Source organism: Arthrobacter sp. Leaf234, assembly GCF_001422665.1.
In the GTDB taxonomy this organism is placed as follows: Bacteria; Actinomycetota; Actinomycetes; order Actinomycetales; family Micrococcaceae; genus Arthrobacter_D.
Genome location: NZ_LMLU01000001.1, coordinates 907,204 through 928,011 on the forward strand (window position 1 = coordinate 907,204; position 20,808 = coordinate 928,011).

23 protein-coding genes and 2 riboswitches are annotated in these 20,808 nt (G+C 71.5%); of the genes, 5 read left to right on the plus strand and 18 right to left on the minus strand.

The genetic code is table 11. The features are described from left to right. Window positions 1-6: 6 nt before the first annotated feature. The 12 genes from ASF21_RS04270 to ASF21_RS04320 all read right to left on the minus strand — a co-directional run bounded on the left by ASF21_RS04270 (window position 7) and on the right by ASF21_RS04320 (window position 9,615). The gene (locus ASF21_RS04270; RefSeq protein WP_055767198.1) at window positions 7-921 is read right to left on the minus strand and encodes an ABC transporter substrate-binding protein; all 915 of its coding nucleotides are present in this window, start codon (window positions 919-921) and stop codon (window positions 7-9) included. Window positions 922-1,096: 175 nt separating this feature from the next. Further along, window positions 1,097-1,214: riboswitch (SAM riboswitch) on the minus strand. Window positions 1,215-1,320: 106 nt separating this feature from the next. Beyond that, a complete protein-coding gene (locus ASF21_RS04275; RefSeq protein WP_055767201.1) occupies window positions 1,321-2,199 on the minus strand; it encodes an aminodeoxychorismate lyase in 879 nt (292 codons plus the stop codon). Window positions 2,200-2,237: 38 nt separating this feature from the next. Beyond that, a complete protein-coding gene (locus tag ASF21_RS04280; protein ID WP_055767204.1) occupies window positions 2,238-2,843 on the minus strand; it encodes a GNAT family N-acetyltransferase in 606 nt (201 codons plus the stop codon). Window positions 2,844-2,901: 58 nt separating this feature from the next. Next, window positions 2,902-3,135 (minus strand): hypothetical protein, encoded by a 234-nt coding sequence (locus ASF21_RS04285; RefSeq protein ID WP_055767207.1) that lies wholly within the window; start codon window positions 3,133-3,135, stop codon window positions 2,902-2,904. 297 nt (window positions 3,136-3,432) lie between these two features. After that, window positions 3,433-3,645, minus strand: a complete 213-nt coding sequence (locus tag ASF21_RS04290; RefSeq protein WP_157365732.1) for a hypothetical protein — start codon at window positions 3,643-3,645, stop codon at window positions 3,433-3,435. Continuing rightward, on the minus strand, window positions 3,642-4,613 hold the full coding sequence (locus ASF21_RS04295; protein WP_055767213.1) for an EAL domain-containing protein: 972 nt from the start codon (window positions 4,611-4,613) through the stop codon (window positions 3,642-3,644). Before ASF21_RS04295 ends, ASF21_RS04290 begins: the two co-directional genes overlap by 4 nt. Before the next feature lie 38 nt (window positions 4,614-4,651). Further along, window positions 4,652-4,825, minus strand: a complete 174-nt coding sequence (locus ASF21_RS16310; RefSeq protein ID WP_082471216.1) for a DUF1059 domain-containing protein — start codon at window positions 4,823-4,825, stop codon at window positions 4,652-4,654. Window positions 4,826-4,983: 158 nt separating this feature from the next. Beyond that, window positions 4,984-7,065, minus strand: a complete 2,082-nt coding sequence (pabB, locus tag ASF21_RS04300; RefSeq protein ID WP_055767217.1) for an aminodeoxychorismate synthase component I — start codon at window positions 7,063-7,065, stop codon at window positions 4,984-4,986. 3 nt (window positions 7,066-7,068) lie between these two features. Then, the gene (locus ASF21_RS04305; RefSeq protein WP_055767220.1) at window positions 7,069-7,686 is read right to left on the minus strand and encodes a LysE family transporter; all 618 of its coding nucleotides are present in this window, start codon (window positions 7,684-7,686) and stop codon (window positions 7,069-7,071) included. 23 nt (window positions 7,687-7,709) lie between these two features. Beyond that, window positions 7,710-8,219: a low molecular weight protein-tyrosine-phosphatase gene (locus ASF21_RS04310; protein WP_055767223.1), complete on the minus strand. Its 510-nt coding sequence runs from the start codon at window positions 8,217-8,219 to the stop codon at window positions 7,710-7,712. 101 nt (window positions 8,220-8,320) lie between these two features. After that, a complete protein-coding gene (locus tag ASF21_RS04315) occupies window positions 8,321-9,118 on the minus strand; it encodes a methyltransferase domain-containing protein (RefSeq protein ID WP_055767226.1) in 798 nt (265 codons plus the stop codon). Window positions 9,119-9,144: 26 nt separating this feature from the next. Beyond that, window positions 9,145-9,615, minus strand: a complete 471-nt coding sequence (locus tag ASF21_RS04320) for a MarR family winged helix-turn-helix transcriptional regulator (RefSeq protein WP_055767230.1) — start codon at window positions 9,613-9,615, stop codon at window positions 9,145-9,147. Window positions 9,616-9,715: 100 nt separating this feature from the next. On the opposite strand from ASF21_RS04320, the gene ASF21_RS04325 reads away from it, so the two are divergent. Both ASF21_RS04325 and ASF21_RS04330 read left to right on the plus strand, forming a co-directional pair. After that, window positions 9,716-11,866, plus strand: coding sequence for an MMPL family transporter (locus ASF21_RS04325; protein WP_055767233.1), 2,151 nt, complete (start codon window positions 9,716-9,718; stop codon window positions 11,864-11,866). A 307-nt stretch (window positions 11,867-12,173) separates the two neighbouring features. Then, window positions 12,174-12,506 (plus strand): hypothetical protein, encoded by a 333-nt coding sequence (locus ASF21_RS04330; RefSeq protein WP_055767236.1) that lies wholly within the window; start codon window positions 12,174-12,176, stop codon window positions 12,504-12,506. Between the two features lie 63 nt (window positions 12,507-12,569). On the opposite strand, the gene ASF21_RS04335 is transcribed toward ASF21_RS04330, so the two are convergent. Together ASF21_RS04335 and ASF21_RS04340 are read right to left on the minus strand one after the other, a co-directional pair. Next, window positions 12,570-13,394, minus strand: coding sequence for a response regulator transcription factor (locus ASF21_RS04335; RefSeq protein WP_055767240.1), 825 nt, complete (start codon window positions 13,392-13,394; stop codon window positions 12,570-12,572). A 121-nt stretch (window positions 13,395-13,515) separates the two neighbouring features. Beyond that, window positions 13,516-13,590, minus strand: a riboswitch (cyclic di-GMP riboswitch). Between the two features lie 71 nt (window positions 13,591-13,661). Further along, window positions 13,662-14,564 (minus strand): LysR family transcriptional regulator ArgP, encoded by a 903-nt coding sequence (locus tag ASF21_RS04340; RefSeq protein ID WP_055769126.1) that lies wholly within the window; start codon window positions 14,562-14,564, stop codon window positions 13,662-13,664. A gap of 68 nt (window positions 14,565-14,632) precedes the next feature. On the opposite strand from ASF21_RS04340, the gene ASF21_RS04345 reads away from it, so the two are divergent. Further along, window positions 14,633-15,238 carry a LysE/ArgO family amino acid transporter gene (locus ASF21_RS04345; protein ID WP_055767243.1) on the plus strand — a complete coding sequence of 202 codons (606 nt, stop codon included), beginning with the start codon at window positions 14,633-14,635 and terminating at the stop codon, window positions 15,236-15,238. Window positions 15,239-15,250: 12 nt separating this feature from the next. Here ASF21_RS04345 and ASF21_RS04350 read toward each other — a convergent pair whose 3' ends face one another. Further along, complete coding sequence (locus ASF21_RS04350) at window positions 15,251-16,210, minus strand: DUF368 domain-containing protein (RefSeq protein ID WP_162237510.1); 960 nt, start codon at window positions 16,208-16,210, stop codon at window positions 15,251-15,253. A 182-nt stretch (window positions 16,211-16,392) separates the two neighbouring features. Between ASF21_RS04350 and ASF21_RS04355 the strand changes: the two genes are divergently transcribed. Further along, a complete protein-coding gene (locus tag ASF21_RS04355; protein WP_235498649.1) occupies window positions 16,393-18,021 on the plus strand; it encodes an LCP family protein in 1,629 nt (542 codons plus the stop codon). Between the two features lie 85 nt (window positions 18,022-18,106). On the opposite strand, the gene ASF21_RS04360 is transcribed toward ASF21_RS04355, so the two are convergent. Continuing rightward, on the minus strand, window positions 18,107-18,844 hold the full coding sequence (locus ASF21_RS04360) for a hypothetical protein (RefSeq protein WP_055767249.1): 738 nt from the start codon (window positions 18,842-18,844) through the stop codon (window positions 18,107-18,109). Continuing rightward, window positions 18,841-19,386, minus strand: coding sequence for a sigma-70 family RNA polymerase sigma factor (locus ASF21_RS04365; RefSeq protein ID WP_055767251.1), 546 nt, complete (start codon window positions 19,384-19,386; stop codon window positions 18,841-18,843). The genes ASF21_RS04360 and ASF21_RS04365 overlap by 4 nt, the downstream gene beginning before the upstream one ends. Window positions 19,387-19,580: 194 nt before the next feature. Between ASF21_RS04365 and ASF21_RS04370 the strand changes: the two genes are divergently transcribed. Continuing rightward, a complete protein-coding gene (locus ASF21_RS04370; protein WP_055767254.1) occupies window positions 19,581-20,297 on the plus strand; it encodes a CHRD domain-containing protein in 717 nt (238 codons plus the stop codon). Between the two features lie 131 nt (window positions 20,298-20,428). On the opposite strand, the gene ASF21_RS04375 is transcribed toward ASF21_RS04370, so the two are convergent. Continuing rightward, complete coding sequence (locus ASF21_RS04375; protein WP_055767258.1) at window positions 20,429-20,650, minus strand: hypothetical protein; 222 nt, start codon at window positions 20,648-20,650, stop codon at window positions 20,429-20,431. Window positions 20,651-20,808: the final 158 nt, after the last annotated feature.

The following is a 20,808-nucleotide window of genomic DNA, read 5'->3' on the forward strand; positions in this document are numbered from 1 at the left end:
GACCGGCTACTTCACGACCGCGGCTTTGCTGCCGGGCTTCCAGTCGGAGGGGAGCTCGCGGTCCGGGTACCACTCCTGGGTGAGCTCGGTCCACGTGCCGTCGGCGATCACGGCGTCGAGGCCCGCGTTGAGCGCGTCGATCAGCGCCTTGTTGTCGCTGTTGACGGCGTACGCGGTGAAGTTCTCCGTGTTGATGATGGTCTCGGCGATCGTCGTGCCGTCACCCTCCTTCACCTGGCCGGTGGCCTGCTGGGAGGGGGCGACCCAGGCGTCGACCTGACCGTTCTTCACGTTCGCGTAGACGGTGTTGTAGTCGGGGAAGCGGACCGGCTCGAGACCCAGGGTGTTGGAGACGTAGTCGTCCTGCACCGTACCCTGGACCACGCCGATGCGGGTGCTCTCCGAGAGGGAGTCGAAGCCCGTGACGGAGGAGCCGTCCTTCGTGACGACGGCCATGTAGCCGAAGTCGTAGCCGTTGGTGAAGCCGACGTTCTCGCGGCGGGCCGCCGTCGTCGAGATCGAGGAGGATCCGACGTCGAACTGCTTGTTCTGGACCTGCGCGAGGAGGGCGGAGAAGTCGGTGGACGCGAATTCGACCTCGAGGTCGAGCTTCTCGCCGATGGCACGCAACAGTTCGTTGTCGTAGCCGGTGAACACACCGTCCTCGAGGAAGATGTTCGGCGGTGCGTCCGAGAGCGTACCGACGCGCAGGGTGCCGTCGGTGATGAGGCCGAGCCCGGACGTGTCGATCTCGTCGATCGGCGTGGTGTCCTCGGTGGTGTACTGGTCGAGCGACTGCTGGTCGCTGCCGGCCAGCGCGTCGGTGCTCTCGGTGGGCTCGCTCGAGGAGCTGCCGCAGGAGACGGTGAGAGCGAGCAGGGGGACGGTGAGGGCCGCGAGGAGCTTGCGGGAGATTGTCATGGGGGTCCTTCGTCGAAGATGCGCCCGCTGGCGGGCGCGGAGGATGGAGTGTCGGGGACGCCGCGGGGCGGCAGGAGGAAGGGCTGCTTGCTGCTGGGTGACACGCTCGCTGTTCTGGGCTGTGCGCGCAGATGCGGAACGGGGGACCCGGGAATTTCCGGTGCTGGACCGCACGACGCCGTACTTGCCATCCGGGGGACTTATCCCGGCGGCCGAATCTTCACCTGGAGCACCCCACTACGGGAGAGGGTTGCTGTCCAGCCGGCCAGGGCCGTGGGCTGGAACTCTTGATTTCAGGAAAACGCTAGGCCAGCAGGGAGGGCCGGGTCAAAACGCCGGCCGGTGAAAAGCCACGATCGACGTCGCATTCGGCCCTTTCGGGCCCGATTGTGGCGAGGATTACACGAATCGGTCGACGAGCTCGGCCAATTCGGCCGTCAGGGCCGTCGACGTCCGGAGGTCCTGGCCGTCGAGGGAGAGGACGGGCGCGAGGAGCCGGATGCTCGAGATGAGCCACACGGCGTCGGCCTCGAGCAGGTGGTGCGGCTCGAGCGGTCCGTAGCCCAGCTCCCAGCCCTGCTCCTTCGCCGCGGCGAAGAGCGCGCTCTGTGACGTGCCGGCCAGGATGCCGCTCTCGAGCTGCGGGGTGAGCAGGGTCTTCCGCCCGTCGCGGTCGTAGGCGAGCAGCACCGTGGACGTGGGGCCCTCGAGGACCTTGCCGTCGGAGGACGTGAAGATGACGTCGTCGGCACCGTGCGCCCTGGCATAGCGCACGGCCGCCATGTTGACGGCATAGGAGAGCGTCTTGGCCCCCATGAGCAGCCAGGGCGCGCGCTGGGCGACGGTGCTGTCGTACCCGCGCTCGAGGAACAGCACCCGGAGCCCTGTCGCCCGCTGCGCCAGTGTCGACGCCGGGACGGGGGACACCTGCACCCAGGCGGTCGCGCTGCCCGCACCCTCGACGCCGCGCGTCGCGATCAGCTTCACGACGGCGTGCGTGCGGTCGGGCTCGGCCGCCGCGAACTCGCGGAGACCCGTGCGGATCGCGCGGCTCCAGGCGCCGGCCCCGGGCACGGTCAGGTCCAGTGCGGCGGCCGACGCCGCCAACCGATCGAGATGGGCCTGTTCCTTGCGCGGTGTCCCGCCGACGGCCAGCATCGACTCGAAGATGCCGTCCCCCCGGGTGGCGCCGAGATCGGTGGCCATGAGCTGGGGACGGGAGGCGTCGGCCACGGTGCCGTCGTCGTGGGCCGGGTCGAGGAACACCAGAACAGTCATGCCTGACAGCGTAGGCGACGAGGGCGTCCGGCCGGCCGTCAGGACGAGCGCCGACCCATCCTGAACAGGAGGCCGTCCCGCACCATCGGCCACTCGTGGGCGAGGATCGAGTAGACGACGGTGTCGCGCAGCTCGCCGTTCCGCGCACGGGTGTGGCTCCTGAGGACGCCGTCCTGCTTCGCGCCGAGGCGGGTGATGGCCTCACGGGACTGGCGGTTCAGCCAGTGGGTGCGGAACTCGACGGCGGGACACCCGAACACCTCGAAGGCGTGGCGCAGCAGGAGGTACTTGGACTCGGTGTTGGTGCCCGTGCGGTGCGCCGAGGCGGCGTTCCAGGTGGAGCCGATCTCGACGCGGGGCGTGTCCCGATCGATGTTCATGTAGGTGGTCATCCCGATGATCCGGCCCGGCCCGTCCGTTTCGACGGTCCGCGCGGTGAACGGGATCATGGATCCGGAGTCTTGCAGGGTGAGGCGTCGCTCGATCTCCTGCCTCATGTCCTCGGGTTCGGGGACCGAGGTGTACCACAGCTCCCAGAGGCGTCCGTCCCGGGCGGCGTCGACCAGTCCGTCATGGTGGTCCGGAGCGAGGGGTTCGAGGATGACCCCGTTGCCGCGGAGGACGGTCGGCTGGAGGGCGTTCATGCATCGACCCTAGTCCCTGGCCGGCGGCACGGACCGGCGCCGGCCCGATCCGCAGCGGTCAGTGGGACCCGGGCTGCAGTGCGTCGACGGCGTCCAGGACCGCGAGCGAGGGGAGGTCCGCCATGGCGGCGACGACAGCCAGGGGCTCCCCGCTGCTGACGGCCGACGCCGCGGCCACCTGCAGCTCCGTCAGGGACAGGGCACCGGTGTCGGGGTGCAGGCCCTCGATGGTGGTGTGGGAGCGGCTGGAGCGTGCCGCAGCGACGACCCGTTCAAGGTGGCCCGAACTCATGATGTCTCCCTCGCGTCGTTGCCTTTCAGTCTCACCCTCGGCCATGAAGCTGGGAAGTTGCGCACCGCGGGCTGGAAGCGCTTGCGATCGGCGCCTCGATCAGGGCGCCTGTGCCGGAGGGTCGTCGAGATCGCCCCCTGGAAGCCTTCTTGACTCCCGGAGGGCGGAACCCCACGTCCGCGCACGCGCTTCGATGTAGTCAACGTCAGGACGCGGACAGGTCCAGGTCTTCGGTTGCGTCCTTCCACTCTGGCCGGGCAACCCGGTGCTCCTGCTCGCGTGCAGGTCTTTTTCCCCTCAAGGAGCCTCGCTGGGGACGGCGCATCCCCCGCTCGTCGACCCGTCGGCGACGGCCGGCTCGTCCGTGAGCGCGGTGATGAGCCGTTCCAGCCGGACGAGTCCCGCGAAGCGACCGGCGTCGTCGGTGGCCATGGCCGGGCCGAAGCGCGACGGCTCGTCGCGGGTGATACAGCGGGCGAGGGCCTCGCGGATGGGTGTGTGGATGTTCACGCACATCCCCGGCGGCACCGCCCCGGCCACGGTGTCCTCCCGGGTGAGGACGGACACCGGGCGTCCGGCGGCAAGGAGGACCACCTCCGTGAGCAGGGGCTGGGTGGCGAAGGCCGCCCCGCTTCCGTGAGGTCCCGCACCGTGAGGGCGGTCTCGGTGATCGCCCGGATGGCGGGAGCGCGGCCGGTGCCGGAGCGTGTCGCGAGGTGCCGCGCCATGCCCTCGTCGAGACCGACCCAGGGCAGGGCAGGGCGGCCGAGCAGATAGCCCTGCATGAGCGGGACGCCGAGGGACGCCAGCACGTCTAGTTCCTCCACCTGCTCCACGCCCTCGGCGATGATCCAGGCGTCGATCCTGTCGGCGAAGGATCCCAGCATGTCGACGAGGGCACGGCGCGCCTCGTCGTGGTGGATGTTGCTGATGAAGTCCCGGTCGATCTTGATGAAGGAGGGGCGGAGGGCGAGGAGGTGCTGCAGCCCCGCGTACCCGGAGCCGGCGTCGTCCACCGCGATCAGTGCGCCGCGTTCCTTCAGGAGGTCGAGGTCCGGCTCCAGTGCGGCGTAGGACTCGATGGCGGAGTGTTCCGTGAGCTCGACGATCAGCCCGGCGAGGTTCCCGCTCTCCTCCCAGACGGAGCGGATCGCAGGCGAGGAGAGGAGGTCCGGCGAGACATTGACCGTGAGGAAGGTGTTCCGGGGGAGTCCGGACCGGTGCGCGAGGGCGACCCGCAGTGCTGCTGCTTCGAGATCTGCGGCGCGTCCGAGTTCGCGGGCCTTGGTGAACCACGCCGCGGGGTTCTTCTCGCCGTACCCGGGGAAGCGCAGCAGTGCCTCGAAGCCGGCGATCGTGGCGCGCGTCGTGTCCACGATCGGCTGGTACATCGACACGATGCCCTCACCCCGGCATGCCGACTCGAGGTCCCTGCTCCACTGGTCCTCCAGCAGGAGGACCGTCCCGATGTCATGCATGGGCCACCACCGCCCCGGAGCTGTCGACGTGCCCGGGATCAGGCGGTCGTCGTCCGCGCACGCACGGCGGCGACGACGGCGGGCGGCAGGTCCGTGAGCCCGTGGACCGCCGCAGCGTGGTCGCGGACGCCGGCCAGCAGCTCGTCCTCGGACTCGACCGTCCAGCGGGCGTCGCAGCCCGGAACCACGTCACCACACGCGAACGACTTCATTTCGGAAGAATCCCCCATCTGCGCCACGGCCCGTCCCAGGGTGACTCGCCCCGGAGCTGCGTCGCCGGTATCGGCGATCGGCCTAGAAGATCATCGTAGGGATACGGGTCACGGGGCACCAGACCTTTCTTCCCGTGCCCTGTCGACGTCGGCCGGGCTCAGCCCGTCGGTGCGTCGTGTTCCGGGAAGCGGGCCCCGAGCGCGGAGAGCACTCCGCGCGCCTTCGTCCGGATCTCGTCCCACTCGTCGTCCGGGACGGAGTCCGCGGTGATCGCTCCGCCCACGCCGAGGGTCAGCCGGGTGCCGCCGTCGTCCGGTCCGTCCTGCAGCACGAGGGTGCGGATGACCACGGCGAGGTCGGTGGCCCCGGTGAGGCTGAAGTACCCGGCGGCCCCCGAGTAGGGCCCGCGCGGCTCGCGCTCGAGCGCGTCGAGGACGGCCATGGTGCTGATCTTCGGGGCGCCGGTCATGGACCCGGCCGGGAAGGCCGAGGCGACGACGCCGGCGCGGGGGCTGCCCGGGCGCAGGCGCGCGTCGATGGTGCTGACCATCTGGTGGACCGTGGCGTAGGTCTCGATCGCGCACAGCCGGCTGACGGTCACGGAGCCGGGGACGGCGTGGTGGGAGAGGTCGTTGCGCAGGAGGTCCACGATCATGATGTTCTCCGCGCGGTCCTTGGGCGAGGTCCGCAGGTCCTCCAGCAGGGCCGCGTCCTCGGCGGCGTCCGTGGAGCGGCCCCGCGTCCCCTTGATCGGTTCGGCACGCATGGCGCCGTCGGCGGTCACGCGGAGGAAGCGTTCGGGGGAGGAACTCGCGACCGCGAAGCCGGGGAAGCGGAGGAAGTGGGCGAAGGGCGCGGGGCTCACGGCGCGCAGGCGGAGGTAGGCCGCCAGGGCGTCGACACGCGGCACCTCGGCGGACAGCGACGTCGTGAGGCACACCTCGTAGGTGGTGCCCTCCGTGATCTCCGCCTGCGCCCGGTGGATCTTCGCAAGGTACTCGGCGCGCGTGTCACGGAGGGTGAAGGCGGGCACGGGCAACGGCCTCCCGGTGCCGGGAGGTGCGGCGGAGGCGACGGCACGCCGTGCCCGCGCCAACCACGCCTCCCGCTCGGGATCGGGCCGTCCGTCGGAGAGCGTGAGGAGGTGCACGGCTCGGTCCGCATGATCGATCACGACGGCGCGCCCGGCGAAGACGAGCGCCGCATCCGGGAGGGCCTCGCCGGCGGGCGGACCGGAGGAACCCCCGGTCTCCCGCTTGAGCTCGTAGCCGAGGTACCCGAGCCAGCCGAGCCCGAAGTCGCAGGCGAGACCCTCGGGCGAGCGGACCGCCCGCCGGCCCCAGGCGTCGTCGAGCCAGCGGAAGAACGGCTCCCGCACGCGCGCCGTCACGGCGCCCGCGCTGATCTCCGTGACCCCGTCCCGGTGGAAGGCCTGCTGCCCGAAGGCACCGCCGTCGTCGGCCAGGATGCTGAAGCGGTTGCGCCCGCCCGGGGCCACGCCGTCCCCACCCGCACCTGCCGCATCCGAGCTGTCGAGCCACACCGCTGCGGCGGACTCCGCGTAGAGCGCCGAGAACAGCGCCGCAGGGTCGGGCCCGGCACCCCGAGCGGCGTCGATGCGCTCGGCGGCGAGGACCAGTCCGCGCCGCACGGCACGCTCCGGTGCGAGCAGCCCGGCACAGGCGGGCAGGGCGGTGAGGGCCAGGCGCACCGCCGGTGGCGTGGGTTCGCCGGTGTGCCCCCGCACGACGACGTCGGCCGCTCCGCTCGGATCGTCGACGGCGAGCCAGGCGGACTCCTGGTCGGCCCAGCGGTCCCAGAAGGGGGAGTAGGTCTCGCCGTCGCGGGCGATCGCCGAGCGGTGCCGCACCGCGGCGTCGGCCTCGACCCAGATCACGACGTCGAGATGCGCGCGTGCCGCCGCCGTCGCCGCCCCCACGCCCTCGAGCAGGACGATCTCCGCGGCGGCCGTCGTGCGCTCCGGCCCGTCCCGGCCGGCCGTCCAGTCCCAGGCGTTCCAGCGGGCGGTGCTGCCCGAGCGCAGCGGCACAAGGACGTGCTCCACGTAGCGTGCCACGCCGTCGTCGAGACCGTCCCAGCCCGGATAGATGTCCTCGAGGTGGAACACGGACACGGTGTGGTGCTCGCGGAGGAGGGCGGCGAGCTCGACGGCGAGGGTCGTCTTGCCCGCACCGGACCGGCCGTCGACGGCGATGAGGAGCGGGGTGTCGGCGGGCACGGCTCAGGCCAGCGCGAGCAGCGCGCCGACGCCCACGAAGAGCGAGCCGAAGGTCCGGTTGAGGATGGTCTGGCCGCGGTCGCCGCGCGTGAAGCGGCGGAACGAGCGGGCGGTCCCGGCGTAGAAGAACCACATGACGAGGACGTCGATCACCACGACGGTCGCTGCCAGCACGCCGTACTGACGCAGGAGGGGCTCGTCCGGCCGGATGAACTGGGGGATCAGCGCGAGGAAGAACACGACGGCCTTGGGGTTGAGCAGGTTCACCCACACCCCGCGGCGGAACATCGTGAGCCGTCCCTCGGCACCGCGGAGGGCGTGGAGAGCACCGTGGTCGGGCTTCTGCAGGAACTTCCTCACGCCGAGGTACACGAGGTAGGCCGCGCCCGTGTAGCGGATGAGGTCGAAGGCGAGGGGCGAGTTCGCCACCAGGATCCCGACCCCGGCGGCCGCGATCCCGATGTGCACCAGCAGGGCGGCCTGCTGGCCCAGGATGCCCCAGATGGAGCGCCGGAACCCGACCGTGAGGGCGTTGCTCATCGTGTTCACCGCACCTGCTCCGGGCACGAAGCTGATGAGGGTTCCGGCGCCGAGCAGCGCCAGCCAGAGCGAGGGGTTCACCCGTTCATGGTAAGCGTCCGGGATCAGGCGTCCGGCCCGCCGGCGTCGAGCTCCTGCCGCACGAAGCGGACCACGCCGTCGACGGCGCCGTCGACCATGCCCCAGGTGGCCTCGAAATCGCTGGAGTCGCCGTACCAGGGGTCGTAGATGCCGAGCTCCTCGAGGTCGGTGTCCGTGGTCGACGGGTCGAATTCGCGCAGCAGGTGGATCCGGTCCCGGGACGCGTCGTCGGGCGCTTCGGAGCGCAGCTCGCGGTAGTGGTCGAGGTCGAGCGCCAGGATGAGATCCCGCTCGCGGTACCACGCGCTCTCGAAGCGCCGCGCTCGGTGGAGGTGGCTCTCGATGCCCAGCTCCGTCAGCTTCGCTGCCGCGCGCTCGTCGATGGGTCGCCCGGACTCCCAGTCCGTGGTGCCCGCGGAGTCCACCAGGACGTCGTCCGCCATGCCCGCCCGGGCGAACGCGTGGGCCAGCATGAGTTCGGCCATGGGGGAGCGGCAGATGTTGCCGGTGCAGACGGTGACGATGCGGTACATGCGGACAGCCTAGCGGCGCCCGGCGCCGTGGCTAGGACCGGCGGGCCCCCGAGCGGACGCGCTGGAGCAGGAGCACGACGGCGGACACGTGCTGCCCCGTCTCAGCCCCGGGCAAGGATCTCGACGCTCGGCATGAGGAAGACGCCGCCGTCGCGCCGTGCCCACCGGCGCCAACCCTCGGCCAGCCGCCGGAGGGTCTGCTGCTCGGCGAGCCCGCGCTCCAGCGCCTGCGTCGCGAAGGCGGAGTGCAGTACCCGGTCCGCCCAGGAGTCCGCGAGGAACCGGCGGTCCGCTTCGGCGGAGTAGGTCCAGTTCGACGACGACACCTCGATCTCCGCGAAGCCTGCCGCCGCGGCCCAGCCGGGGAGTCGCCGCCCTGCGTCGGGCTCGCCCCGGTTCCCGCGGGCCAGGTGCCCGTAGAGCCCGCGCCACTCGTCGAGCTCGTCGACGGCCGGGAACCAGGTCATCGCCCCGAAGTCGGCCTCGCGGACCGCGACGAGCCCGCCGGGCCGCACCACACGTCGCATCTCGCGGAGCGCAGCGACGGGATCGGCCAGGTGCTGGAGGACCTGATGGGCGTGGACGACGTCGAAGGACTCGTCGGCGGCATCGAGGTCGTAGACGTTGCCCTCGCGGAACGTCAGGTTCAGGAGGTCGGCGTGGGCCTCGGAGGCCTCCGCGATGACGTCCGCCGAGCTGTCGATACCCACCACCGCGCCGGGGACCACGAGATCGGCGAATCCGGCGGTGATGCTGCCGGGGCCGCAGCCGATGTCGAGCAGGTCCATCCCGCTCTCGAGGAGCGGCTCGAGGTACGCGGCCGATGTCGCGACCGTTCGGGCGGCATGCGCCGCGGTGACGCTGGGGTGGTGGCCGTGGGAGTAGACCTCGTCGCTCATGAGGGGAGCGTAGCGCGGGCCGGCCCTCAGTCAGCGGCTGTGTCGTCCCGCGCCTCGATCGTCGCGGCGACCGTCGCGTCCGTCACCTGCTGCATCATGTCGCGCAGCAGTGTGAGTTCCTCCTCGGAGTACCGGTCGAGGACGCCGGTGATGTGACGTCCGAGGGGGGCGAAGAGCAGGGCGCCGGTGGTGCGCGCCTTCTCCGTCAGCTCGAGGTGGACCTGGCGCCGGTCGACGTCGCTGCGCCGTCTCGTCACGTGTCCTGCGGAGTCGAGCCGGTCCACGAGCGCCGTGGTGGCGGGCGAGCTGAGGTTGAGTTCCTCCCGGAGAAGGCCCGGCGTGACGGTGAGCCCGGCCCGCGCGGCACCCATCATGATGCTCAGGGCGTGCAGGTCCGTGCGGTAGAGGCTGTCGCGGTTGCTCGCGACGTCCACGTAGCGGTCGGTCTCCACGGTGAACTGGCGCATGAGTGCCATGAGGTCGTCCCGAGCCGCCATCGTTCCTCGCCTTCTTTCCTTCCAGCCTAGGCTGGTTCCCATTATCTCCATCATAGATATACTTTGCTGCAGAGATACCTTGAGGAAGGCGTGGAAGTTCATGAGAAGTACGTGGTTGAGGGTCCTGCTGCCCGTCGTCGTCGTCCTGATCTGGCTGGCGGGGGCCGCGGTGGGCGGGCCGACGTTCGGTCGGCTCGAGGAGGTGTCGAGCAACGACCAGGCGTCATTCCTGCCGGCGAGCGCCGAGTCCACGGAGGCCGGGGAACTGCAGCAGCAGTTCAGTGACTCGGAGGCCATCCCGGCGGTCATCGTGGCGGAGTCGGGTACGGAGATCGCGCAGGAGGAACTCGGGCCCTACGCGGACCTCGGCGCCACGCTCGGTGCCGTCGAGGGACTGGAGCCGCCGGCGGAGGGCGCCCCCGCCGTCGCCGGTCCCATCCCCTCGGAGGACGGCTTCGCGGTCCAGTACATCGCCTTCGTCTCGCCGGATGCCGAGCTCGCCGAGGTGGTCACGGAACTGCGGCAGGTCCTCGCCGATGACCTGCCCGACGGCGTCACGGGCTACGTCACGGGGCCCGCCGGCTTCACCAACGACCTCGTGGAGGCCTTCGGCGGTATCGACGGGATCCTGCTCGGGGTGGCGCTCGGCGCGGTCTTCGTCATCCTGCTCGCCGTCTACCGTTCCGTGGTCCTGCCGTTCCTCGTCCTGCTGACCTCCGTCTTCGCCCTCGCCACGTCCATCCTGCTGGTCTTCGCGTTCGCGAAGCTCGACTGGATCCAGCTGAGCGGACAGAGCCAGGGCATCCTGTCCATCCTCGTGATCGGCGCCGCCACCGACTACGCGCTGCTGCTCGTCGCGCGGTTCCGGGAAGCACTCGCGGAGAACGAGACCAGGTGGGACGCGATGCGCGTGGCCTACCGCGGCTCGGTCGAACCCATCCTGGCCTCGGGCGCCACGGTGATCCTGGGCCTGCTCTGCCTGCTCTTCTCGGACCTCAACTCGAACAGGAGCCTCGGGCCGATCGCGGCCATCGGGATCGTCTTCTCCCTCGCTGCCGCGCTGACGCTCCTGCCTGCGCTCCTGCTGCTGTTCGGGCGCGCCGCGTTCTGGCCACTGCGGCCGCGCTACGATCCCCGGCTCGCGGTCGCCGTCGCACCCCACCACGGCAGGCACGCCGCACCCACCGCTGCGGGTGCCGAGACCGGCCTCGAGCGGCTGAAAGGCATCTGGAAGCGTGTGGCGCTGCAGGTGGCACGCCGTCCTCGCGTCCTCTGGATCGCGTCGCTGCTCATCCTCGTCGCGGGAGCCCTCGGGCTCACCCAGCTGCAGGCCAGCGGTGTATCGCAGTCCGCACTGATCCTGGCGCCCTCCAACGCCGTGGACGGCCAGGAGGCGCTCGGCCGTCACTTCGATGCGGGCTCCGGCAGCCCCGTCTACGTCGTGGCACCGGAGGGGGATCAGGACGCTGCGCTCGACACCGTGAGTGCCCAGGAGGGCATCGCCGACGCGAGCCTCACGGCCGATCCGAGCGGTGCCGCGGTCGTCGAGGACGGCCGGGTGCTCATCAGCGGCACGCTCGAGTACCAGGCGGACTCGGACCGGGCGGAGGACGTGGTGCGGGACCTGCGGACCGCGCTCGACGACGCCAGCCCGGATGCGCTCGTCGGCGGCGTGACCGCGGTGGCCATCGACACGAACGACACCGCGCTGGCCGACCTCGTGAAGATCATCCCGATCGTCCTGCTCGTCATCCTCGTGGTCCTCGTCATCCTGCTGCGCTCGGTGCTGGCGCCCGTGCTGCTCGTGGCCAGTGTGGCGCTCTCCAATGCGACGGCGCTCGGCGTCTCCGCACTCGTGTTCAACAACGTGTTCGGCTTCGAGGGCGCGGACGCCTCGGTGCCGCTCTTCGCCTTCGTGTTCCTCGTGGCGCTCGGCGTGGACTACAACATCTTCCTGATGACCCGCGTCAGGGAGGAGTCGCTGCGCATCGGGACACGGCCGGGGATCCTCCGCGGCCTCGGGGTCACGGGCGGCGTCATCACGTCGGCGGGCGTCGTCCTCGCGGCGACCTTCGCGGCACTGGGGGTCATCCCGATCCTGTTCCTCGCGCAGATCGCCTTCGTCGTGGCGTTTGGCGTCCTGCTGGACACCGTGCTGGTGCGCTCGCTGCTCATCCCGGCCCTCGCCTACGACATCGGGCCGGCGATCTGGTGGCCGTCCAAGCTCGGGAAGACCCCCTCGCCGCGCTAGCGGTCCCCGCCCGTGGAGGGGCCGTCCGGATGAGCTCCGACGGTCCTTCCGCGTCGCCGGGTGCACCTGCCCTGCGGCCCTGCGCCCACCGCCCCGGGCCTTCCGCAAGCTTTGCGCAAGAACCGGATGGTTCCGCATCCTCGCAACCCGCTGTCGCTACCCTTGGACTGTGCCCATCCATTCGACTCCGTCAGGTCCTGGTCAGCACCAGGACAGCGGGACGGCACCCCCCAGGAGTGAAGCCGTCCCGGCTACGGGCGCGCCGGGCAAGGCTGCTCCGCTGCTGGTGCCGGCGGTCCTGGAGGACATGAGGAGCGATTTCGACGATCCCGCCGTCGTCAACCGGTTCGCCCACGACTTCTGCTCGACGCTCGGGGGGAAGATCGACCGGCTGGACGTCCGGTTGCGGGGCGGCGATGCCATGGGCGCAGCGGACGCGGTGCTCAGCGTCACGACGTCGTCGGCCATGGTGGGGGCCGTGCGCCTGACGCAGGCCGCGCTCCGGATGCAGCGCCTGATCGCGGCGGACGACCTCGACGAGGCCTTGCACTCCCTCGCACTCCTCCGGGCGTGCGCGGCGGACACCGTGGCGGCGCTCGGCCGGTCCTACCCGGTCGGGAGCGCGGACGCTGCGCCCTAGACCGGCTTGGTGCGGTGCCGACCCGCGGGGACGCTGTCCGGTCCCACGCGGGGGAGCCGACGGCTACCGGGAGGTCGAGCTCCTCGGCATGATCCTGAAGCCGACGCCGCGCACCGTGGTGATGAGATCCGGGTCCCCCGAGGTCCGGGCCAGTTTCTGCCGCAGGTTCGCGATGTGCACCTCGATGGCGCGCTCGTCCGTGCGGCTGACGAAGTTGTAGCCCCGGTACTCCCTGCCGCGCGATACGCGCACCAGCTCTTCCTTGGTGCGCACCGCACCGTTGCTGCGGAGCAGTTCGTGGAGGAGGTTGAACTCGGTCTTGGTGAGCGGGAGTTCGACGCCTGAGCAGGTCGCGGTGCGGGCCTCGCCGTCCAGCACCAGGTTGCCGTTGCGGAGGAGGTCCGCCGCATCGGGCGGGGGCCCGGTGGTGGCCGCCGGGGCAGGCGCGGTGCCACCGGACGGTCCGGGGGTGACGGTCGCGGGGGGAGCCACCGGCTGGCCGATGCGGGGCCGGCGCAGCATCGCGTCGATCCGCGCCCTCAGTTCCCGCGGGCGGAAGGGCTTGAGGACGTAGTCGTCCGCGCCGGCCTGCAGAGCGGTCAGCACGTCCATCTCGTCCGTGCGGCCACTCAGGACGATCACGTAGCAGTCCGACGTCGTACGGATGCGGCGCAGCACCTCGTAGCCGTCGATATCGGGGAGGCCGATGTCGAGCGTCACGACCGCCGGATGTTCCTGCCGCACGGCATCCACCCCCTCGCGGCCCGTCGCGGCACCGCTTGCCGCGAAGCCGCCCTGCTCGAGGACGGCGCACAGCAGGTTGCGGATGTCGAGGTCGTCCTCGATCACGACCGCTGCGCGGCGGTCACCGGCAGCGACGCTATTCATGGGCTGCGACCTTCGGCTCGGTCGCCAGCAGCGCCGCTTCGGACGGATGCTCCGCCTGCCGGGCGGACGGGAGTTCGGAAGTGACGGCGGGTGTCCGTGCCATGGTGCGAGACCTGTTCTCTTCGGCGGCCCGGCTGACCGCGTGGGTCCCGTGGCTTTGCGTCCCCGGCTCGCACCGGGTTTGCCTTTGTCGACGGGCGGCTGCCCGCTCCATGATTTTAGCAACCCGCACCGACGCCGTGGGATCGCTCCCTCCATCACACTCCGTCACTGCTCCGTCCGCCCCGTCCCGGGCTGCCGGAGCAGCGCAGCGCCGCGTCGGACGGCCGACCCGACGGCCGTGAGCGCGGTCGAGCCGTGGCGCCACTGCTGCCAGTGCAGAGGGACGTCCAGGTGCCCGTCGTCGTCGAACGGGAGGAGGTCCCCGCGATCCCTGTGCAGCTCCAGCTCCGACACCAGGCCCCAGCCCATGCCGAGGCGGATGGCCTCCGCGAACTCCTCGGCTGCGGGGACGTGGTGCCGTGGTGCGTCCGCGGCACTCCGGGTGCGTGGGCGGAGATAGGCGTCCTGCAGGTCGTCCTTCCGGTCGAAGACGATGAGGGGGGCTTTCCCCAGTGCCTCCGGCGTCGCGCCGTCCGGGAACCAGGCCCTGCGGAAGCTGCGCGTGCTCACCGGGAGGTAGCGCATGATGCCGAGCGGGTGGGAGGAGCAGCCCTGGACCGGCGCCGCGACCGACGTGATCGCCGCCGCGGCCGCGCCGCTGCGCAGGAAGTCGAGCGAGTGGTCCTGGTCCTCCCGGAGCATCTCGATCTGGAGCGTCTCCGCGATCGGGGCGAGGGCCGGCAGCACCCAGGTGTGGAGGGAATCGCCGTTGACCACGATCGTGATGCGCTGCCGGCTCCGCTGGTCCTCCGCGGCGAGCTCGTCCGAGAGGTCGGCGGTGAGCAGTTCGAGCTGCCGCGCGAATCGCACGATCGCCTGTCCGGCGTCGGTGGCCCGGAGCGGCCGGGCCCGTGTGATGACGGGGCGTCCGACGGCGACCTCCAGGGCACGGATCCGCTGGCTCACCGCCGACGGGGTGATGGAGAGCGTGGCGGCAGCAGCCTCGAAGCTGCCTCCGCCCACGATCGCGGCGAGCGCCTGCGCCTGTGCAGGGTCGACATGTGTCATGAGCACTTCTTACCATGCTGAAGAAGCTTTAGCTGGTCTTACCCGCTCCGCACTCCTAGGTTGATCAGGTGATCACCACCGCCGCCACCGGCTTCGCTGCCGGCCTGACCCTCATCGTCGCCATCGGGTCGCAGAACGCCTTCGTGCTGCGCCAGGGCCTCCGACGCTCCCACGTGGTCCTCGTCGTTGCGGTCTGTGCCCTGTCGGATCTCCTGTTGATCGGGCTCGGCGTCGGCGGCCTCGGCGCCCTGATCGAGGGGGCGCCGGTGCTGCTGGAGGTGATTCGCTGGGCGGGCGCGGCCTTCCTCACTGGCTATGCCGTCCTTGCCGCACGCAGGGCAGTCCGGGGCGGGACCCTCGACACTGCCGGGGGTGCCGCGACGACGTCCTGGCGCGCCGCGCTCGGCACCTGCCTCGCCCTGACCTGGCTCAATCCCCATGTGTACCTCGACACCGTGTTGCTGCTCGGCTCCCTGGCGGGGACGCACGGCCCCACCGGCAGGTGGTGGTTCGCGGCCGGCGCGGGCCTGGGCAGCATCGTCTGGTTCACCGCCCTCGGCGCGGGAGCACGCTTCCTCGCCCCGCTGTTCGCGCGCCCGGTGGCGTGGCGCGTCCTCGACGCGCTGATCGCCGTCGTCATGCTGGTCCTCGCCGTGCTCCTCGTGGTCCGGTAGGACGGCGGACGGTCAGGCAGGCCGTCGTCGCGGTACGCGACGCGCCTGGGTCCGCCGGTCCCACAGCCACAGCACGACGACGACGGCGGCACCGACCACGAACACGGCGAGGGGAGCCGCCCACGCCTCGGGATCCGGGGCGAGGAGGGCCGCCCCGTCCTGCCACGGCCACAGGGCACGCGCGGAGCCCAGGATCAGGCCGGTGGCTATGAGCAGGGTTGCGCGCCTCCTCGCCCGCAGGAGATAGGCCAGGCCACGCACCACTGTCGCGAGCCCGAGGACCGCACCGCCGGCGAAGAGTGCGAGGTAGCCGAGGTCGCGGGTACTCGCGGCCTCGAGGGTCGGCTCGTACAGGCCGATCGTGAGCAGGATGAAGGAGCCCGAGAGACCGGGCAGCACCAGTGCACAGACCGCGGCGGCACCACTGAGGACGAGCACCCACCCCTGCGGCTCGCCCACCTGCAGGGTCGGCAGCCCCAGTCCCAGGAAGACGCCGACAGCGACGACCACCACCACGAACACGGCCAGAGCCCACTGTGCCGGCCGAGGCGGGAGCAGCCGCGTGACCATGGACAGCGGGACCAGCAGGCTCGCGAGCACCATGCCGAGGAAGAGGGCACGGGCGATCACGGGTTGCGTGTCGACGAAGGCGTGCAGCGGTCCGGCCAGCGTGAAGAGCGCCACAGCCATGCCGACGACCAGGGGCAGCACGAGCCGCCATTCGACGGCGCGGAGATGCGTGCGCGACGCCGCCCGGCCGTTCCCGCCGAGGAGCGCGGTCACGGCGTGGACGGCATGGTCGGCCGAGGCGATGAGGCGGTCGTAGATACCGAGGACGAGGGCCATGGTGCCTCCCGAGACCCCCGGCACCAGCTCCACCAGGCCGATCAGGGCGCCCTGCAGGAAGCTGGGCAGGGCGCGCAGCGAGGGGTTCGGAGGTACAGGGCCGCTGGGTGTCGGGTGCAAAGCCATTCTCCTCACCGTACGGCGGCGGCATCCGCCGATCCACCTGGGACCGGGTGCGGCGACCGCGTGTGAGGCACCACGCATCGGCGTCCCGCGTCCCACGGAACACCCAGACGCTGCTGCTACCGTGTCAGCTTCCCCTGCTCCCCCCGGCTCGCCTCGTGCTGCCCGGACCCGAAGGAACCCGTGTGACGCACCTGCCCGACCAGCCCCAGCCGGCGGACCGACCCGTCCGACGCCCCGATCCCGGCGAGGGGCTCCTCGTGCCGGGCAGGGCCGAGCACCAGGACGAGAGCCGGCCCGAGCACCGCGCCGGTCACCGCTCCGGCCGTGGCCTCGACGACGTGGACGGTGGGCGGCCCCGGTGGCAGCGTCCCGTGGCGGTGGCCGTGATCGCTCTCGTCACGGCCGTCGTCGTGTTCGGCGGGTACTGGGCGGTACGACTCGCGACCAACGTCGACAGTCTCGACCTCAGCGCCAACGGGACGTCGGGGTCCGGGGTGGACGACCGCACCGACCGGCTGCAGATCCTGGTCCTGGGTTCGGACACCCGGAGCGGATCGAATGCGGCCTACGGCGCCGAGGACGATTCCTCGGGCTACGGGCAGGCGGACGTCATGATGCTGCTCGACATCTCCGCGGACAACCAGCACGTCAACGTCCTCAGCTTCCCGCGCGACCTCCTCGTGGACATCCCCGCCTGCACGGACGGGCAGGGCGGCGGCTCGTTCGACGGCAGGTCCGGCGAGATGATCAACAGCGCCATGCGGGACGCCGGTCCGGGGTGTGCGGTGGACACCGTCAACGAGGTCACGGGGCTCGAGGTGGACCACTTCATGCTGGCTGATTTCGCCGCGGTCACCGAGCTCTCCGACGCCGTCGGGGGAGTGGACGTCTGTGTCACCCAAGCGATCGACGAGCCGAAGTCCGGCCTGAAGCTGCCGGCCGGGACCTCGAGCGTCCAGGGCGAGCAGGCCCTGGCATTCCTGCGGGCCCGCGCGGCGTTCGGTGACGGCGGTGACCTCGGCCGGATCCAGGCGCAGCAGGCCTTCCTCGGTTCGCTCACCCGGAAGATCAAGGATGAGGGGACTCTCGGGAACCCGCAGCGACTGCTCGGGATCGCCGACGCCCTGACCAGCAACCTCACCGTGGACAGGGGACTGGCCACCGTTCCCGCCATGGTCACCATCGGGAACCGGTTGAAGGACATCGACCCGGCGAAGGTCGCGTTCATCGCCGTCCCGACGGTGCCCGCAGCCGATCCGAACCGCCTGGTGCTGGACGAACCCCTCGCGTCCGAACTCTTCGCCGCACTCCGGTCCAGTGCCGATCTGACGACGCCCGCGGCGGACGTTCCCGCGGAAGGTGTTCCCGCTGAAGGTGTTCCCGCGGAGGGTGATCCCGCGGCCGGGAGCACCGACCCGACCGCGAGTCCCGACACCGGTCCGCAGCCCGAAGCCTCCTCGGTCCCCGTGGTCGTCGCGGACGGGACGGGCGGCGCAGGCGTCGTCGCGTCACTCGTCCCGGCGCTGACGGGGGCCGGCTACGCCGGGGCCGGGAGCATGCCCGCCCCCGCGACGCCCCTTACCGGCATCTACTACGGCGAGGGCCTCGAGGAGGAGGCACGGGCCATCGCCGCCCTGCTCGGGCTGCCGGCGTCGATCGCCGCTCCAGATCCCTCGGTCTACGGTGTGCAGGTGTATGTCGGCGCGGACGCCGCAGGTGGGCTCGACCAGATCGCCGGTCCCGACGTCTCGGGTGCCATCAACCAGACCGCCGATGAGGTGTCCTGCCAGGACACCAACCCGTTCGGCTGACCCCGGGACGGCGGGGCGTCGCAGGCGTCTTCCCGCCCGCCGTCGTCCGTCATGATCCGGTCAGAGCACGACGACGATGATCCGGTCAGAGCACGACGACGTCGGACACCGCGACCACGGCGCCCCCACCGTCGCGGATCTGGAGCTGGGACACGTCCTCGCGCAGCACCGCGGCGTTCATCCTGCAGGTGACCGTGCGGTCCGCCCCGAGGAAGGTGCCGGAGAGGTACTCCTCGCCGTCCTCACCCACCAGCACCACCTCGAACTCCTCCCCGACGGCGAGCCCGTCCAGTTCGAGCACCGTCTCCGTGCCCCAGGTGTGTGCCACGAGGGCGGCGTCGACGGTGGTTCCTGCAGGCTGCTCCGAGAAGGCGACGTCCTCCATTGCGCCGAGCGTCCCGGGCGGGCCGTCCGGGGGAGCCTGCAGGGCTCCCGTCAGGGCCTGTCCCCCGAGCGCACCGGCCACCACGAGCCCGGCCGCGGCGAGCGAGAACTGCAACCGACGCGGGCGGGTCCCGGACGTGGGCCTCCTGCTGCCGGTGCGCCGGGAGCGGGACGGAGCGGTGTCCACGGCGGGATCGACGGGATCCGCATCCGTGGCCAGGGAGACGCGCTCGGCGAGGCCGGGCGGTAACGGCGCTTCCTCCCACGCCAGGTCCGCGCGGCCCAGCCGCCGCGTGAGGTCCCTGAGCTCCTGCAGCTCTTCCGCCAGGGTCGGGTCCGCGGCGCAGGCGAGGTCGAAGTCGCGCTGCTCGTCGCCGTGGAGATCACCGGTGAGGGCAGCCGCGAGCAGTGCCTCCCGGCGTGCATGCTGATCGCTCATTGCTCCTCCTCCTCGCGCAGTGCTTCCCTCAGCGCTCTCAGTCCGTAGAACATCCGTGTGCGCAGCGTCGCCGCGGGGACGCCCGTGTGCCTCTCGAGCTGGAGGTAGGTCATCCCCTGCAGCTGGACCGCGACGATCACCTCGCGGTGTTCCCTGCTCAACCGCGCCAGCCCGCCGTACAGCACGATCCGGTCATCGGCCGGTCCCGTCTCCGAGACCACGGTGGCGGACGCCTGCAGGTGGTCGTCGGTGACCGGAGTGGGCCGTCTCTGCCGGGCACGCAGCTGGTCGATCACCACGTTCCGGGCTATCGCGAACAGCCAGGTCCGCTCCGACCCGCGGTCGGGCCGGTAGCTGGCCCGTGCCCGCCAGGCCCGGACGAAGGTCTCCTGCACGCATTCCTCGGCCATGCCGCCGTCGCGCGTGCTGTTGTACGCGAAGGCGTAGAGGCCACGGCCGTGCTCGTCGAAGGCCTCCCGCACGTCGAACGTGCCGGCGTCGTCCCTGATTGAAACCGCCCTCCGAGCCGTCGTCCCGAGCATCGTGTCCGCCTGTCCGCAGGTGTGGGTGCGAAGGGGATACAGCCGGGGGTGGTGAAACGTTCACCGGTTCGTCCGCGACGTCCGACCACTCCGCGACGACGGCGGTCCGTCCGCGGCGATGAACGCCCGGACGCAAGCGCGAGTATACCTTCGCAGGCGCACCGACCCGCGGCGCGCACATCGGAAGGGACACCATGCAGAGGACCACGAAGAGAAGGATCGCCGGGCTGTCGGGCATCGTCGGGACAGCGGCGCTCGTGACGGTGATGGGCGCTGCGCCCGCGTCCGCGGAGACGGCCGTCGACCGGCCGGACTCCTTCACCAGTGCCTACACGGTCGCGGCGCTCCCGGGCAACGTGATCGGCCCGGACGGCGCACCCGCCCCGGGTGAGCCCGGTGCCACCGGCACGTTCAACTTCATGATCAACTCGGACCTCGAGATCATCTGCTACGACATCACGCTCGACGGCGTCACGCCGCCGTTCCAGAGCATGGCGAAGACCTCGACCCACATCCACCAGACCGCGGCGGGGAAGAACGGCCCGCCCCGCATCGCCTTCCCGAATCCTGGGGGCGAGGGGACCCTGACGGGTTCGGGCTGCCTCCAGGGCCCCTTCACCACGGGACTGACGGGTGACGACGGCGTGGACACGGGCGAGGGCTTCTCCCTCAAGCAGCTCGAGGCCGACCCCGCCGGCTTCTCGGCCGACACGCACACGTCCGGCTTCGTGCCGGGTGCTGTCCGGGGCCAGCTGACGGCCCTGCCGATGGGCGGTGTGGACACGGGCGTCGCGTCGGCGCCGGCCTCCTCGCCGGAGTCGACCGCGCCCCTGGCCCTCGGCGCGCTGGCGCTGGTGGGAGCAGGCATCGGCGGTGCGGTGCTGGTCCGCCGTCGCGCCGGCGTCGCGTAGGGAGGACGAGGAGGGAGGACGAGGAGGGAGCCGGTCCCGACCTCCGTCGGGTCCGGCTCCCGCCGTCGTCGGCGGTGCAGGGGCGCGGGAAGGTCCGCCGCGTCGCTGACGCGCGGGACCGCGCCCCGGCGTCACTCCGCGTTGGCGCGCGCTTCGATCCAGTCGGTCGCCGCATCCGAGAGGAAGACGCCGTCGGGGCCGCGCTCACCTATCCACCAGGGGGCGGCGGCGATCAGGCCGCCCACGCGGCTGATGTCCGCGGCCACCTCGGGGGAGAGCGCCTCGCCGTTGTGATCGCCCAGCCACTGCCGCGTCTCCGGCAGGACGGCTGCCCACCACTCGTCGAGTTCCATGACCGCAGTATGCCCCGGCACCGCGGGCTGCGGCTAGGGGAGCGGGCCGCGCCGCGGATGTCCGGCGAGCACGGAAGCGGACCAGGGCCGGGGCTGCCGGACGGAACGACGGGAAGAGGACTCCCGGCGCCGGACCGTGCGCCGTCCTGCAGGGAGCC

What these genes read in the sequence shown, in the direction of transcription:
- ASF21_RS04270 (WP_055767198.1), bottom strand. Translation starts at nt 921, where the DNA reads ATGACAATCTCCCGCAAGCTCCTCGCGGCCCTCACCGTCCCCCTGCTC.
- ASF21_RS04275 (WP_055767201.1), bottom strand. Translation starts at nt 2,199, where the DNA reads ATGACTGTTCTGGTGTTCCTCGACCCGGCCCACGACGACGGCACCGTG.
- ASF21_RS04280 (WP_055767204.1), bottom strand. Translation starts at nt 2,843, where the DNA reads ATGAACGCCCTCCAGCCGACCGTCCTCCGCGGCAACGGGGTCATCCTC.
- ASF21_RS04285 (WP_055767207.1), bottom strand. Translation starts at nt 3,135, where the DNA reads ATGAGTTCGGGCCACCTTGAACGGGTCGTCGCTGCGGCACGCTCCAGC.
- ASF21_RS04295 (WP_055767213.1), bottom strand. Translation starts at nt 4,613, where the DNA reads ATGCATGACATCGGGACGGTCCTCCTGCTGGAGGACCAGTGGAGCAGG.
- ASF21_RS16310 (WP_082471216.1), bottom strand. Translation starts at nt 4,825, where the DNA reads ATGAAGTCGTTCGCGTGTGGTGACGTGGTTCCGGGCTGCGACGCCCGC.
- ASF21_RS04310 (WP_055767223.1), bottom strand. Translation starts at nt 8,219, where the DNA reads ATGTACCGCATCGTCACCGTCTGCACCGGCAACATCTGCCGCTCCCCC.
- ASF21_RS04315 (WP_055767226.1), bottom strand. Translation starts at nt 9,118, where the DNA reads ATGAGCGACGAGGTCTACTCCCACGGCCACCACCCCAGCGTCACCGCG.
- ASF21_RS04320 (WP_055767230.1), bottom strand. Translation starts at nt 9,615, where the DNA reads ATGGCGGCTCGGGACGACCTCATGGCACTCATGCGCCAGTTCACCGTG.
- ASF21_RS04325 (WP_055767233.1), top strand. Translation starts at nt 9,716, where the DNA reads ATGAGAAGTACGTGGTTGAGGGTCCTGCTGCCCGTCGTCGTCGTCCTG.
- ASF21_RS04330 (WP_055767236.1), top strand. Translation starts at nt 12,174, where the DNA reads ATGAGGAGCGATTTCGACGATCCCGCCGTCGTCAACCGGTTCGCCCAC.
- ASF21_RS04335 (WP_055767240.1), bottom strand. Translation starts at nt 13,394, where the DNA reads ATGAATAGCGTCGCTGCCGGTGACCGCCGCGCAGCGGTCGTGATCGAG.
- ASF21_RS04340 (WP_055769126.1), bottom strand. Translation starts at nt 14,564, where the DNA reads ATGACACATGTCGACCCTGCACAGGCGCAGGCGCTCGCCGCGATCGTG.
- ASF21_RS04350 (WP_162237510.1), bottom strand. Translation starts at nt 16,210, where the DNA reads ATGGCTTTGCACCCGACACCCAGCGGCCCTGTACCTCCGAACCCCTCG.
- ASF21_RS04360 (WP_055767249.1), bottom strand. Translation starts at nt 18,844, where the DNA reads ATGAGCGATCAGCATGCACGCCGGGAGGCACTGCTCGCGGCTGCCCTC.
- ASF21_RS04365 (WP_055767251.1), bottom strand. Translation starts at nt 19,386, where the DNA reads ATGCTCGGGACGACGGCTCGGAGGGCGGTTTCAATCAGGGACGACGCC.
- ASF21_RS04370 (WP_055767254.1), top strand. Translation starts at nt 19,581, where the DNA reads ATGCAGAGGACCACGAAGAGAAGGATCGCCGGGCTGTCGGGCATCGTC.
- ASF21_RS04375 (WP_055767258.1), bottom strand. Translation starts at nt 20,650, where the DNA reads ATGGAACTCGACGAGTGGTGGGCAGCCGTCCTGCCGGAGACGCGGCAG.